13 protein-coding genes are annotated in these 14,046 nt (G+C 44.9%); 11 read left to right on the top strand and 2 right to left on the bottom strand.

Annotated elements, in window-relative coordinates; genetic code table 11:
- Position 1 precedes the first annotated feature (1 nt).
- Positions 2 to 1,015, bottom strand: a complete 1,014-nt coding sequence (locus OEY58_14190) for an NAD-dependent 4,6-dehydratase LegB (GenBank protein ID MDH5326601.1) — start codon at positions 1,013 to 1,015, stop codon at positions 2 to 4.
- Positions 1,012 to 3,510: a DUF115 domain-containing protein gene (locus tag OEY58_14185; protein MDH5326600.1), complete on the bottom strand. Its 2,499-nt coding sequence runs from the start codon at positions 3,508 to 3,510 to the stop codon at positions 1,012 to 1,014. Before OEY58_14185 ends, OEY58_14190 begins: the two co-directional genes overlap by 4 nt.
- Positions 3,511 to 3,849: 339 nt before the next feature.
- Between OEY58_14185 and OEY58_14180 the strand changes: the two genes are divergently transcribed.
- The 11 genes from OEY58_14180 to fliE all read left to right on the top strand — a co-directional run bounded on the left by OEY58_14180 (position 3,850) and on the right by fliE (position 13,980).
- Entirely contained in the window at positions 3,850 to 4,674 is an 825-nt protein-coding gene (locus OEY58_14180) for a flagellin (protein ID MDH5326599.1), read from the top strand.
- 170 nt (positions 4,675 to 4,844) lie between these two features.
- Positions 4,845 to 5,672, top strand: coding sequence for a flagellin (locus OEY58_14175; GenBank protein MDH5326598.1), 828 nt, complete (start codon positions 4,845 to 4,847; stop codon positions 5,670 to 5,672).
- A 238-nt stretch (positions 5,673 to 5,910) separates the two neighbouring features.
- A complete protein-coding gene (locus OEY58_14170) occupies positions 5,911 to 6,342 on the top strand; it encodes a flagellar protein FlaG (protein MDH5326597.1) in 432 nt (143 codons plus the stop codon).
- A gap of 73 nt (positions 6,343 to 6,415) precedes the next feature.
- A complete protein-coding gene (fliD, locus tag OEY58_14165; GenBank protein ID MDH5326596.1) occupies positions 6,416 to 7,780 on the top strand; it encodes a flagellar filament capping protein FliD in 1,365 nt (454 codons plus the stop codon).
- 32 nt (positions 7,781 to 7,812) lie between these two features.
- Positions 7,813 to 8,256: a flagellar export chaperone FliS gene (gene fliS / locus OEY58_14160; protein MDH5326595.1), complete on the top strand. Its 444-nt coding sequence runs from the start codon at positions 7,813 to 7,815 to the stop codon at positions 8,254 to 8,256.
- Between the two features lie 12 nt (positions 8,257 to 8,268).
- Positions 8,269 to 8,580: a flagellar protein FliT gene (locus OEY58_14155; GenBank protein ID MDH5326594.1), complete on the top strand. Its 312-nt coding sequence runs from the start codon at positions 8,269 to 8,271 to the stop codon at positions 8,578 to 8,580.
- Positions 8,581 to 8,627: 47 nt separating this feature from the next.
- Positions 8,628 to 9,179, top strand: coding sequence for a PilZ domain-containing protein (locus OEY58_14150; protein ID MDH5326593.1), 552 nt, complete (start codon positions 8,628 to 8,630; stop codon positions 9,177 to 9,179).
- A gap of 320 nt (positions 9,180 to 9,499) precedes the next feature.
- The gene (locus OEY58_14145; protein MDH5326592.1) at positions 9,500 to 10,936 is read left to right on the top strand and encodes a sigma-54 dependent transcriptional regulator; all 1,437 of its coding nucleotides are present in this window, start codon (positions 9,500 to 9,502) and stop codon (positions 10,934 to 10,936) included.
- A gap of 122 nt (positions 10,937 to 11,058) precedes the next feature.
- Positions 11,059 to 12,219 carry an ATP-binding protein gene (locus tag OEY58_14140; protein ID MDH5326591.1) on the top strand — a complete coding sequence of 387 codons (1,161 nt, stop codon included), beginning with the start codon at positions 11,059 to 11,061 and terminating at the stop codon, positions 12,217 to 12,219.
- A 15-nt stretch (positions 12,220 to 12,234) separates the two neighbouring features.
- Entirely contained in the window at positions 12,235 to 13,647 is a 1,413-nt protein-coding gene (locus OEY58_14135) for a sigma-54 dependent transcriptional regulator (protein MDH5326590.1), read from the top strand.
- 15 nt (positions 13,648 to 13,662) lie between these two features.
- Positions 13,663 to 13,980, top strand: a complete 318-nt coding sequence (fliE, locus tag OEY58_14130) for a flagellar hook-basal body complex protein FliE (protein MDH5326589.1) — start codon at positions 13,663 to 13,665, stop codon at positions 13,978 to 13,980.
- The last annotated feature ends 66 nt before the right edge of the window (positions 13,981 to 14,046 follow it).

The raw sequence follows: 14,046 nt of genomic DNA, 5'->3' as shown, positions 1-14,046 counted from the left end.
CCTAGACGTTGTAAATAGAGGATTTGTATTTGGAAAGATTGACTGGGTCGGAAAACCAGTCAATAGTTTTCTTGAGACCCCGTTTTAGTCCATCGATACCCGCGTGTTCCGGCGACCAATCCGCAATCGTTTTGGCTTTGCTGTTGTCTGCACAGAGACGGTCCACTTCACTGCTTTTCGGTCGCAGACGTTGGTCATCAGATTCTATGGTTATTTGCTGCCCCATAAGACTTGCAATCAGCTCAACTGTATTTTGTACGGAAATTTCATATCCACTGCCAATATTGATGGTTTCACCTATTCCTGCTTTGGTTTCCCTAATTTTTACAAAACCATTTACGGTATCGCTGACATAATTGAAGTCCCGAGTGGGATATAGTGAACCCAATTTAATGGATTGTGCTCCATTGGCAATTTGCGATATCACTGTGGGTATCACAGCTCTGGCAGACTGTCTTGGTCCATAGGTGTTGAAGGGTCGAATAATGGATACAGGTAAGTCAAATGAATAGTAGTATGATAATGCCAATTGATCTGCGGCTATTTTACTGGCGGAATAGGGTGATTGTGGTTGAAGTGGGTGGGTTTCCGGTATTGGAACCTGCAGCGCACTTCCGTATACTTCGCTGGTGGAGGTGTTAATAAAATAATTCACATCGTAGTCCCGTGCAGCATTGAGCAAGTTAAGCGTACCTCTTATATTGGTGTCGAGATAGGAATCCGGTGCAGTGTATGAATATGGGATGCCAATCAATGCGGCCAAATGAAACACGGTATCACATCCGGAGACTGCCAATTTGGCGGAACCCGGATCCCGTATGTCGCCACAATGTATTTCAATACTATCCAAAACCTGTTGATCCACATGTTCCAACCAACCCCAACTACCCAGTGAATTGTATAAAACAAATGCTTTAACATTTACCCCGGATTTGACCAACGCTTCAACTAAATGAGAACCAATAAAGCCATCAGCGCCGGTAACCAAAGCCGTGTAGTTGTTTTGACTGTTCATGCGGATGCCTTTGTGTCATTTAAAAGCCTTGCTATATTCGAATTATTGGGATCGAGATCATATAAGTGCTGGAATATCCAAAGAGCACCGTCGGTAACTCCAAGATCCAAATACAACAGGCCCAGTTTTAACATGGTTGCGTAGTCACCCGGTATCTTAGTTAAATAGTCGGTGTAGACATCAATGGCGGATTTTTTGTCGCCCTTAATACTCAACATGTCAGCGTATTGCGGCATATAACTGCTGGAGATGCCGGATAGGAATTTTAATGTGCCTGCTGCTTTTTCCAAATCCATGTTTCCCAGATAAAGAACTGACAGGCGGCTTAACGCGTATTCCAGTGGATTGCTATCTGAGCAATCGGAAACAAGATCTTCCAATGTGGAAATTGCCATATCCGGCTGGTCGTTTAATTCAAGGATGTAGGCCTGTGTCAACAACAACAATGGCTTGGCCTCAGATTCAGAGCGCGTATTGAGTCCATTGATCAAGTGTTCCAGTCCTTTGAGGTTTTTGTGACGAAATAGATCCAACGCTTTGCTGCATACTCCCTTTAGATTAGAACGCTGCTTTATATTGACCAAGTAGTTGTGTTTCTCGTTACGGATGTCACTATGGAATTGTTGCTCGAATTTGGCGATTTGAGTATTTATGGTAGTAGTAAAACAGTAGCTGTCACTCTGTCGTTGCTTCCAAAGCGCTGCACGGTGAAACTGTTGATCCTGTTCCCATTGAGATGTCAATAACTCAAAATCCGGATGGGGTTTTTCCTCTTCAATGCGAGCCTGAACCCTCTCAACGGCTGAACAGACTTCTTTCAGCAAATTGTCAGCACCGGTTAAATATGCTTCATAGTAGGTAAATCCGGCTTTTTCTACCTCGTCATCACTCCATTCGCTTTTGTCGTCCGGTCGGAGAGTCTTGACAAACTCGCTCATCCCATAGATTTTACACAATACGCTGTAATCTTTTAATGCACCGTTCAATTCCTTTTCTATACGGTCCATTTTGATCTTGTGTTTAAATGAGCCCGGGTCTCCCTTTTTGTCAAAAAGCCACTTATTGTGTGTCAATGCATCTTTGGACATCCTTCGAATTTTCTCTAATTTGTATTCGGCTTTAGTTAATACTTTTAGGCATTTTTCATAATGCTCAATTCTGGAGGTGGAATTATCGGTGCAAAGTCTTTGTTCTATGGTTTGCCAAACATCCACTCCCAATGGCTCAAGTGGTATTTTATTCAAGTCTTGATATTCTATATTGGGAATTTTGGCGGCATGAGGCGCACAGTTGATAAGCCGACAATGTTGTGTCGTTGCGTATTCTGCTTGTTTGGCGAGACTTTCTGCAGCCATGTAAAAACTATTGTCGGTTTGAGCAATTTCACCACTGTTCGTTTGTATCGATAAGTGACTGGCGCCCACTAACGCACCGAGCTTTCTTTCGTCACTACCCATGGCGTGTGTGTATCCTTCAGGACTAAAGCATAGATCCAACCCGGCTAATAAAATTCTTTTGAAGCCCATAGCAATGAGCATGTTAACAGCACTATTGCTGACGGTGGGGGCCGCAGTGACAACGTTGTCATTATCGTTAAAACTGACCCATGGATTGTTTTTGTTGAGGTAGACACTGCGACCCCCCCATTGTCCGAGCAAGCGAGAGTTGGAATGGTATGCATTGACGAGCAGAACCTTATGCGGAAAATTGAGCATGTGTTTGCCCACATCAAAGCTACCTGGGTGTGGATCTACTGTAAACACAACGTCGGGGACTAAGTCCACTTCCAGCAGGCGCTTGCTGATTCTTGATACAGCAGTAACTACCAGTTCACTTCTGTGGCTTTTAACCCAGGGAAGAGCCGGATCCAGGGAGGGGCCACCACCCAACAGAATAGCTGTTTTTCCCGGAAATACATTACGCAGCATAGAGGCAGGAGAGCGGTTTTCCGCCATGTTTCTCAATTGCGCGCTAAAAAATGTACAATTACCAAACTGAGTTTTGTATAGCCAAAGAATTTGTTGAACGGCCTTTTCAAGGCTGTTCCACAAAACGGCGTAGTCACTAAGATAGGCTTCTTCTGCGGCTAGGGATACCAGAACATCTACTGCATCCAGGTAAGCATACCGGTCGAGTGAAAATGATTTAAGCGATTTATCCAAGGTGTCAATTGTACATAATGCAACATTGGATTCCGCTTCAATAATACCAGACAAAAATTCCAGTTCCGGTACGATACTGTCCAGTTCTACAAACAGGTAGCGGCTGCCTTTGGGTATGCCATATTTCAATACGTGTCTTATTAAAAGGCCGCTGTCGCTCCCCGCAATAATGTATAAGTGGTTTTCCTGAAACAGTTTCTCACCCCAACGAGATTTGTAAATCGCAGTGGAGCCAATTCGATCAAAACTTTGGTGGTTTACACCATAGAAATAGCTATCGCCAAAGCTATTGGTAATCAGCGGTTCCGAAAAAGCAGGTTCTGTGGTATCCAATGGTTTGTCCCGAACAGTTGTGGAATTTATGTCAAATGCTTGTGGTAAATGCAATTAGCAAGCCTGTCCGTGTATAAAAGAAGCGTGCATATGTAATTGTAAAATACTTTTTACAAATCACTTGAGTGTTAATCGTGTTAGTTACCACAACTACGGTTGTTTGCTACAACAATGTAAAACCTTCACCCTGGATGCTTATGCTGGAAGTGGCAGAGACGATACATGGTGTGGCAGCGGTAAATACGTATGAATCCAGTGAAGGAGCTCAGGTATATCCGCTTAAGTAACTCTCTCTCTGTGACCTAAGGAAGGTGTCGCTGAGGTACGGAGGAGAAATTCATGGCACAAGTAATCAATACTAATGTGGCATCGCTGAACAGTCAGCGTGCTCTCACCCGCTCACAAAGCGCTCTCAATCTTTCACTGGCTCGATTGTCATCCGGTCTTCGTATTAACAGTGCGAAGGATGATGCGGCTGGCTTGGCAATTTCAGAACGTTTTACTACCCAGATCCGTGGTTTAAATCAAGCCGCGCGAAACGCAAGTGACGCGATTTCTCTGGCGCAAACAGGTGAAGGGGCTCTGCAAGAGGTAACCACTGCATTGCAACGGATGAGAGAATTGGCAGTGCAATCCATCAATGCGACAAACAGTGATCTAGACCGCGCTTCTTTGCAAGCTGAGGTTGCTCAATTGCAGGAAGAAATCACTCGTGTGTCCGGAACGGAGTTCAACGGCGTTCAAATTATCGGTGTTAGTGCCCAGGCGTTCACATTCCAAGTTGGAGCAAACGCCGGAGAAACTATTACTATCAGTACCACAAACGTTACTACTTTGAGCGGATATGCCGGTGCAATCAGTGGTGGAACCATATCTACGGTTTCCGGAGCGAATTCACTGCTGGCCAATGTCGATACCTATTTAGACGAAATTAATAGCGTTCGAGCAACATTGGGTGCGATTCAAAACCGATTTGAAGCTGTGGTGCGTAATACACAAAACGTCGCCGAGAACCTGTCCGCTTCCAGAAGTCGAATCCAGGATGCTGACTTCGCAGCGGAGACTGCGGCATTGACCAGAGCTCAGATACTGCAACAGGCAGGCGTGGCCATGCTGTCACAGGCCAATGCCTTGCCGCAGAGCGTGTTGAGCTTGATCGGTTAACGATTGAAGTATTCAATGAGTAACCGAGAGGTGTAAAGTAAAAAAGTTACAATGATGACACAAACTAGGGGCTGTTAATTACAGCCCCTATATTTAAGAAAAGCACAAGTTTTGTCGATAGCTATGGGTGACAACAAGGATTGGTCATGTCATAGCAAGGAGAAGGCAAAATGGCACAAGTCATCAATACAAATGTAGCTTCGCTTAATACGCAGAGAGCTTTAAACGGTTCTTTGGGAGATTTAAACAGAGCCTTAGCGCGTTTATCATCAGGCTTGCGCCTGAACAGCGCGAAGGACGATGCGGCAGGTTTGGCAATATCGGAGCGGTTTACAGCTCAGATAAGAGGATACAATCAAGCCGTTCGCAATGCCAGTGACGCGATTTCATTAGCGCAAACCGCTGAAGGGGCATTACAGGAAGTGACAACTGCGTTACAGCGTATTCGTGAGATTGCAGTGCAATCCATAAATGCAACCAACAGTGCGCAGGATAGGGTGTCGCTGAATCAGGAGGTTACACAGTTACAGGCGGAGATTACCCGTGTAGCCGGTACCAAGTTTAACGGTGCGGCTGTTATCGGGTCAGGAGCCACCTCTTATGTATTTCAGGTAGGCCCTAATGCCGGCGATACCGTGTCGGTTACCACGGTAAATATTATGAGTACCACCACAGGGTATATTTCGGTGGTGTTATCAGGAACCGCTTCTACAGTTTCAGGAGCATCTGCCTTGTTGGCAACTGTAGACGTGTATTTGGATAGCGTGAATGCAGCCAGAGCTGAGTTAGGTGCGATTCAAAATCGCTTCGAAGCGGTCGTAAGAAATGGGCTGAATGTCGCGGAGAATCTGTCGGCTTCACGTTCAAGAATACAGGATGCAGATTTCGCATTAGAGACGGCAAGATTGACTCGGGCGCAGATTTTGCAACAGGCTGGCGTGGCCATGCTTTCTCAAGCCAATAGTCAGCCGCAGAATGTGTTGTCATTAATACAGTAATGGCAACTAAATAGGAGTAAATGGATAGGATAGGACGACTGACAGGGTGTCAGGCAAGGAAGCTTGATCACGGAAGGTTAGGAGAGATAAGGATTCGAAAGGAGGCAAACGACGTAGTCGCGAAGTATACGTTGGGGTCGCACTTGCCGGAGTACAGGATGTATTGGGTAAGTGCGAATCCGGTGTTGGCGAAATAGGCAATGATCTGCAGGATAGATCATTGGTATAGGTGAATGATATGTCATCTGAGCTTAAAATGAATCCGGCTTTCGGGCCTGTAATAGGACGTGATTTTCACTCGGCGAAAACCGATGGAACTCATGATCTAAGACTCAGAGTAGAAACTACCAAGGCGCGTGCAGCAAGTAAAGCTGATGATAAGCTGTCTCAAGAGTTAAAGGATCCCAAACAATCGGGGCAATCCGAACAGACAACTCAATCTATCTCGCTCAAACAAGCTCTGGATGTTATGAATGAGTTTGTATTGAATTCCCGCGCTGACTTGAATTTCAGTGTCGATGAGGATACCGGCAGTACGGTGGTTAAAGTGATAAACCGGGAATCGAAAGAGTTGATTCGACAGATACCATCCGAAGAAGTGCTGTCTATCGTAAGAAGGATGGCTGAGTTGGAGGAACACAGGGGTAATTTGTTAAATACGGAAGTTTAATTGGTTCCAAACGGTAGGATGAATTGGGATACTCAGAATCGCATGGATGCAAACAAGTTAAAGAGGTAGGGTTATGGCGGGAATATCGGCTGCCGGTGTAGGCTCCGGCTTGGATGTAGAATCCATTATTTCCAGTTTAATGGCGGTGGAACGTCAACCACTGCGTTTGATTTCGCAACGTCAAAGCGAGATCCAAGCAAAAATTAGCGCTTTTGGCTCTCTAAAGAGTGCGATGTCCAAGTTTCAGGACTCTCTGTCGACTCTGAAAAACGTATCGTCTTTTCAGAAATTTGCGACAGTATCGTCTGATGAATCCGTTTTCACGGCTACCGCGGCATCCAATGCGGTAGCCGGTAGATATACAATAAGTTTTTTAAATTCCGATCCTGCTCATCAACTGGCTAAGTCTCATAAAATGAATTCTTCCGGTTTTGCTGACAGTAGTACAGCAACCGGAGTGAGTGGCACCATGGAAGTTAGTGTCAATGGAACCAGCTTCTCTATTAATGTAGACAATACAAACGATTCTTTGGATGCTATTCGCTCAGCGATCAATTCACATGTAGATAATGACAATTTGGTTACTGCGACTATTATCAATGTAGATGACGGCCTGGGCGGTACAGAAAGTCGATTGTTATTAACCTCAGACGAAACCGGAGAGGATAATTCAATTGCGTTAACAGACACAACCGGAAACGTTGCCGCCGGATTGGGTATGGCGACAGCCGAGGCGGCGCAAAACGCTGTTTTTTCCTTAGATGGATACACTGTTACCAGCCAAACCAATGTCATTAAAGATGCCATTCAGGGTATCACTGTTACATTAGAGGGAAAATCAGATACCGCTCAGACTCTGAATGTTAGTTATGATAAAGATGCGGTAAAGGAATCGATTAATGAATTTGTCGCGGCATACAATGAGCTGGTGTCAACATTAAAAACGCTACGAAGTGGTGAGCTTAAAGGTGATAACTCAGTTATTAGCATCGAGTCACAATTGCGTTCGGTTTTTAATTCTTCACCGGGACTAAGTGGTAATTACAACTACCTTTCTGAAATAGGTATTAAGACCAATAAGCAAGGCGAGCTAAGTGTGGATAATAGTGAGCTGGATTCAGCACTAGCCACCAGCTATGCGGATGTCGCGGAGTTATTGGGCAATAATGACCAAGGTTATGTATTCCGTTTGGATACTTTGGCGGATCAGTTGTTGGGCAACAATGGAATTATAAAAACAAAAAACGAGAGTTTGAATACCCAAATCGACAATCTTAAAGACCGACGTGCCGATGTTGAGTATCGATTGGAGTTAATCGAGCAACGTTACAGGAAACAATTTGGGGCGTTGGACAGTTTGCTTGCTAATCTCACAGCAACCGGAAACTATTTAAGCCAACAGCTGGCCAATTTACCTGGTCCTAGAACATCGGTTTAGGATAGACCGAAACTTATTTAAAAGGAGACATAATGAGTACCGGAAACAGAGGGAGCGGTGTAAATGCCTATGCTAAAGTGGCTGCACAGACCGGAGTGAGCGGGGCTAGCCCACATCGCTTAATACTCATGTTGTTGGAAGCGGCCATTGGCAAATTGGCAAAAGCCAAGGGTTATATGCAGCACGGTAAAATCGCTGAAAAAGGGACTCACATAGGACATGCTATTTCTATCGTCGACGCATTGAAAGCCAGTCTGGATAACGAAGCCGGTGAAATTTCACAAAATCTGGATAGCTTATACGAATATATGATTAAGCGGATGATGGATGCCAATTTAGAAAATGACACTTCAATACTGGATGAAGTCATAGATCTTATAAACCCAATTCGAGAAGCGTGGGCAGCGATACCTGAGGACGTACAACGTCGGCATGAAGAGTTGATGGCGCAAAGAGATCAAGCCGCTGCCACATAAAAAGGTGAGAATGTGGATACAGAGAAACAATCTTGGCAGTCTATTTTGGAACTGGGTCGGAAAATGTTCGACTTGGCCGAGCGAAACGAATGGGAAGAATTACTGCTTCGGCAAAAAGACAGCGATGAACTGATTAAAGCGGTTTTTTCACAACCGTCCGGTTTGCCCGCAGAAGAATTGCGTGGCTATATTATGGAAGCGCAGGACTGGAACCAAAAAACGGCTGCCATTACTGAGCAACACCGGCAAGTGGTTGCCGCTAAGTTATCTTCGCTCAACAACAATCGCAAGGCCTGTGATACCTATAAGAAGAATACTTTTTAGTTAAGTGTGGTGCAGTGATCGGACTAAAATGGTTAAGGGATTTGGCCATGTCGGAAAATATCCATCCATTTCATAATGTATTGTCATTACCGACTTGTTTGCCTTTGGAAGTCAGGCGAATCGAAGCGGTTGATGAAATACAATGGCAACGTTTGTTGTACCGAAACACGTTGTTGTTGGAAATTGTGCTGCAGTCCCAGTCTCAGCCCGTTCGCGAAGGTGAAGAAGGTCGCGAAAATCAAGATATACGCCGGCTGGATGTGAAATTGGATTTTTTAATGAGCCTTATGGGTCAAACGCAAAACCCGGCTGTTATAACGGCCGGCAATATCCATATCAGTGAAAATGGTTTGTCCTATACACAGCCAACGAAACTCCTGCCCAGGCAATTGCTACACCTGCGACTGTTCATTTCTCCTCGATATCAGCATCCCCTTGAATTAGCTGCTACAGTATGTAGTTGTGTGCAACGCAGTGATCAATATGAAGTAACAGCTGTTTTTCTACCGCTGCCGGAGGATTTGAAGGAATTATTGGCTAAACTTATCTTTCAAATGCATCGTCACCATGTTGCGAAGACGCGTAAGAATAAGAAGTAAACGCGGCTTTATCAAAAATAGTAAGAACTATTGAATTAATAATTATGTGAAGCGCTAAAAGCAAATGAACTATAGGCTTAGAGTTGTATCAATATAGTAACAGTTGACGTTTATTTGAAAATAATTGCGACAATATTTTGACATATCCTCAACATGGTATTTAATTACTTAGGAACCTTTGAATGTGATGGGCGTCACGCTTGTGGATTGCGGATAGCTTATTCTTGGTGGCTGTGAGGCAAACCCTGTTTTGCCTGTATGCAATAGGTTTCTTGGGTGGTTTTTTATAATTAATGAAATTCAAAAATGGAGAGTTTGAAATGCCAGAGTCGATGCCATTATTGCTTATCGAACACGAAGAATCACAACGCTTAAAAATGACAGCAATTTTGGAATTCATTGGCTATGGGAAAATTATTCAAGCAGATTGCGACTCGGTTGCTGAGGCGGTAAAAGACAACAACATTGGCGTTGTCTTACTGGGACAATGTGGTAGCCCGGAGAACCTGACATCCGTGTTCGATTATTTCAATGAAAATGCCAGGGATGTACCCATTTTATTGATGTTAACTCGAGAATTGGGAAAACAACCGGATACCGAGTTGTCCAAGCGGGCTTTTGCGTTAATAAATTCTCCCCCCAGTTATCCGGAGCTCACAGACGCCCTACACCGCGCCGACGTTTTTCGAGCCGGTCGTAAAAAGAAAGGTGAACGTTTCAACTTAGATTTGTTTCGCAGTTTGGTGGGGAACAGCCGTGGTATACGGTCGGTAAGAAACCTGATTGAACAAGTTGCCAGCTCAGATGCCACAGTTTTAATTTTGGGCGAGTCTGGCACCGGAAAGGAAGTGGTTGCCAGAAATTTGCATTACCACTCTTCACGACGTAACAAACCCTTTGTTCCCATTAATTGTGGTGCTATTCCTGCTGAACTTTTGGAGAGTGAATTGTTTGGGCACGAGAAAAACGCTTTCACCGGAGCCATTAGTTCCCGGGAAGGCCGTTTTGAAATGGCCGAAGGTGGAACCTTGTTTTTAGACGAAATCGGGGATATGCCCTTAACCATGCAGGTTAAATTGCTGCGGGTTCTCCAGGAACGAACTTTTGAACGAGTGGGTGGAGCTAAGCAAATTACCGTGGATGTGCGTGTTATCGCCGCAACCCATCGTAATTTGGAGGAAATGATAGAGGAAGAAAAATTTCGGGAAGATCTCTATTACCGGCTGCAAGTATTTCCTATCGAGATGCCACCCTTACGTGACCGTGTGGATGATATTCCTCTGCTGGTCAATGAACTGATAGCCCGATTAGAACACGAAAACCGCGGCTCGGTTCGTTTTACACCGGCGGCAATTCTGGCCTTGTGTCAATACAAATGGCCAGGAAATGTTAGAGAGCTGTCAAATCTGTTAGAACGTCTGGTGATTATGTATCCCTACGGCGTGGTGGACGTGCATGACTTGCCGGAAAAATTCCGTCCCATCAGTGTCAATAGCAACGAAAGTGATACACCGGTTACTTTTGAGCCAAACCTGGCGCCAATGGAGTCTGTACCTTTATCTCGATTACCCAAGGACGGTATTGATTTAAAAGATCACATTAGTAATTTGGAATGTTCGTTGATCAAACAGGCGTTGGAAGAAGCCGGAGGCGTTGTAGCTCATGCAGCTAAGCGTTTGAATATGCGCCGGACTACGTTGGTGGAAAAATTGCGAAAGTATGGCTTACAGCGCAATGAAACTATGACGGAAGTTTGACTGAAGCCGGAATTACCATTGTAAGCTCATGTTGTAAAATCCATTTTCTCTCGGCATGGAAATTGCTCTTGTAATAACCAATATAGCTGTGGTTAAAGTGTTATTACAGGAGCGTTTCGTACATGGGAGTTCTTGCCTCTGATAGATTCAAAGGCCAACAGGAATCTGTCAATAGTTTTAACAATTCAGCCGACTCTTTGAAGTCCGGGCAAGCGTGCACTGCTGCGCCTGCGGACGTCCCCGTTTCTGTTTCCCCAGTCCAAAGTAGTGACCCGGAGACCCGGTTTTTATCAGCCGTGCTGCAAGCTTTACCGGCCGGAGTGGTGGTACTGGATTCTCAAGGGCGTATTCAGGAATGTAACTCCGCCGCAATTGCATTGTTGGAGGGGCCGGCCTTGGGCGAGTATTGGCCTGAAGTGGTACAGCGAGTTTTTGCACCCAAGGCGAAGGACTCTTTTGACGACCACTTAAAGAACGGCAGAATTGTACAGGTATCGACTTGTCCTATGACGGAATTTCCCGGACAAGTTTTACTGATAAATGATGTTACTGATAAGCGGCGTTTAGAGCAGATGTTGTCACAGCAGCATCGCTTAAGTGCCTTGGGGCAAATGACTGCATCATTGGCTCACCAGCTCCGAACGCCTCTCGCCGCGGCTACCCTGAACGGTTCACAATTACGCAGTAACAAGCTCGAACCGATGCAACGTCAGGAAATTGTAACATCGATGCTGCGCAGTATGCGCCGGTTGGAAACATTAGTGGAAGATATGTTGTTGTTTTCCCGCTCAGGACATTGCGGAACGGACACCTTTACAATCTGCTCCATGGTTGAGGAAATTGAAAATACCTGTCGCCTATCAATGACTCCCTCAATTCGATTCTCCGTTCACGCTAATCAGCATGATCTCGAAGAAATAGACCGTAGTGCCACACTGGTAGGTAATCGGGAGTTGTTGATCAGCGCTATACAAAATCTTATTGATAACGCAGAGCAGGCCTTGCAGGGTGTTGGTGAAATTGGACTCTACGTTCAGAGTAATCAAATGGGTCGAGTCGATATAAGTGTCAGGGATAACGGTCCTGGTATACCGCAGCATATTCAAACAGGAATATTTGAGCCATTCTATACAACACGTTCAAACGGAACGGGTTTAGGTTTGGCTGTTGTGAGATCCATTGCCCGTGCCCATGGTGGCGAAGCCTGGGTAGAGTCTAACGGTAAGGGAAGCCGGTTCACCATTAGCTTACCGGTCGTGTCGTCAGGGAATACAGGAAGGTAAAAAGGAAGCGTTACTATGGAAAAAGCAACGGTACTGGTTGTTGAAGATGATCAATCGCTACGAGACGTCATTGGTTCCACCCTGGCATTGGCCGGCTATCAAACGGTGATGGCGCAGGATGGTATGGATGCAATGGCGATAATGGAAAAGCACTCCGTTGATTTGGTGGTTACAGATATTCAGATGCCAAAAATGGATGGAAACACATTGCTGAAATCTTTGCGATCCCGTTGGCCGGATTTACCTGTGGTAATGATAACCGCCTATGCCAGTATTCAAAAAGCGGTTGAGTCAATGAAAGAAGGTGCTGTAGATTATCTTGCTAAACCATTTGAAGCAGAAGTGCTGGTAAATACCGTAAACCAGTTTATTTCCAATGCCATAACTGATACCAATCAAATATATATCTGTGATGACCCAAAAAGTTTGCAGGTAGCGGATATGGCACGTCGGGTAGCACAAACCGATGCAACCGTTCTGGTCAACGGAGAGAGCGGTAGCGGTAAAGAAGTATTGGCGCGATACATTCACGAAAACTCATCGCGCAAGGATAAACCGTTTGTTGCGATAAATTGTGCCGCTATACCGGAAAACATGTTGGAAGCGACATTGTTTGGATATGAGAAAGGAGCGTTTACCGGAGCTTACAAAGCCTGTCCTGGTAAGTTTGAACAAGCGGAAGGCGGTACTTTGTTGCTGGACGAAATATCGGAAATGGATTTGGGCTTACAGGCCAAATTGTTGCGGGTGATTCAAGAAAGGGAAGTGGAACGACTTGGCGGAAGTAAAATGATTGACCTGGATGTCAGAATCCTGGCGACCACCAATCGCAAGTTAGCACAGGAAGTTAAACAGGGAAATTTTCGAGAAGATCTGTTTTATCGTTTGAGCGTATTTCCTATAACGGTACCTGCTTTGAGAGAACGAGCGGGGGACATCGAACCTATAACGCGGGCTTTGTTGGAAAAGCACTATAGAACCTTTAAAAATAGCAATTCTCAGGCCGGTCACGGTGTTCTGAAGCAAGGTAACGCCGGCGTTCCCCTGCAACGTCCCATATTGAGCTCCGGCGCGCTGCAAAAACTATTAGCCTATCACTGGCCGGGAAATGTGCGAGAGCTGGACAACGTCGTACAACGGGCTTTGATCTATTCGGGCGGTAGTGAAATTACGGCAGAAGATATTCGATTTGAATCTTTCAGTACGTCACTTGAAGAGGAAAGCGTTGATGTTGACAGCCCCTGCCTTGAAGACGAGATGCAAAACCATGAGCATCAGAAAATCCTAAAAACATTACACGAAGAACTGGGTAATCGTAAAGTCGTCGCTGAAAAACTTGGGATTAGTCAAAGAACGTTAAGATATAAATTAGCTAGAATGCGGGAAAAAGGAATCACTATTCCGGAACGTTTCGGGATGGTCGGTTAATAAAGCGGAGTGAGCATGAACAACATTACTACGGATAGTATATTAGCGCAATTAAGAGCGCTTGAAGCGGCTTCCAAAAGCGGTAGCGTACAAGAGCCGCCTAAAGTGGAAGAGGATTTCTCCAACTTGTTGCAACAGAGTATTGATAAGGTCAATGAATTACAAAAGAATTCGGGAGATTTAAGTAAGGCGTTTGAGATGGGTTCTCCCACAGTGACTTTAGCAGAAGTTATGATTGCAAAGCAAAAAGCGGGCATCGCGTTTCAATCTGTTCTTCAAGTAAGGAATAAATTGGTAAATGCTTATAAAGAAATAATGTCTATGCAAGTGTAAGAACCCGTATCCGTACGGAATAAGCAAAAGGGTCATAAATTAGGGATTGATCCGCAAAGATTGGTC

Source organism: Gammaproteobacteria bacterium (assembly GCA_029882975.1).
Taxonomy (GTDB): Bacteria; Pseudomonadota; Gammaproteobacteria; order SZUA-152; family SZUA-152; genus JAJDNG01.
This window is presented reverse-complemented; position numbering and strand designations above follow the sequence as displayed.

What these genes read in the sequence shown, in the direction of transcription:
- OEY58_14190 (MDH5326601.1), bottom strand. Translation starts at nt 1,015, where the DNA reads ATGAACAGTCAAAACAACTACACGGCTTTGGTTACCGGCGCTGATGGC.
- OEY58_14180 (MDH5326599.1), top strand. Translation starts at nt 3,850, where the DNA reads ATGGCACAAGTAATCAATACTAATGTGGCATCGCTGAACAGTCAGCGT.
- OEY58_14175 (MDH5326598.1), top strand. Translation starts at nt 4,845, where the DNA reads ATGGCACAAGTCATCAATACAAATGTAGCTTCGCTTAATACGCAGAGA.
- OEY58_14170 (MDH5326597.1), top strand. Translation starts at nt 5,911, where the DNA reads ATGTCATCTGAGCTTAAAATGAATCCGGCTTTCGGGCCTGTAATAGGA.
- fliD (MDH5326596.1), top strand. Translation starts at nt 6,416, where the DNA reads ATGGCGGGAATATCGGCTGCCGGTGTAGGCTCCGGCTTGGATGTAGAA.
- fliS (MDH5326595.1), top strand. Translation starts at nt 7,813, where the DNA reads ATGAGTACCGGAAACAGAGGGAGCGGTGTAAATGCCTATGCTAAAGTG.
- OEY58_14150 (MDH5326593.1), top strand. Translation starts at nt 8,628, where the DNA reads ATGTCGGAAAATATCCATCCATTTCATAATGTATTGTCATTACCGACT.
- OEY58_14145 (MDH5326592.1), top strand. Translation starts at nt 9,500, where the DNA reads ATGCCAGAGTCGATGCCATTATTGCTTATCGAACACGAAGAATCACAA.
- OEY58_14140 (MDH5326591.1), top strand. Translation starts at nt 11,059, where the DNA reads ATGGGAGTTCTTGCCTCTGATAGATTCAAAGGCCAACAGGAATCTGTC.
- OEY58_14135 (MDH5326590.1), top strand. Translation starts at nt 12,235, where the DNA reads ATGGAAAAAGCAACGGTACTGGTTGTTGAAGATGATCAATCGCTACGA.
- fliE (MDH5326589.1), top strand. Translation starts at nt 13,663, where the DNA reads ATGAACAACATTACTACGGATAGTATATTAGCGCAATTAAGAGCGCTT.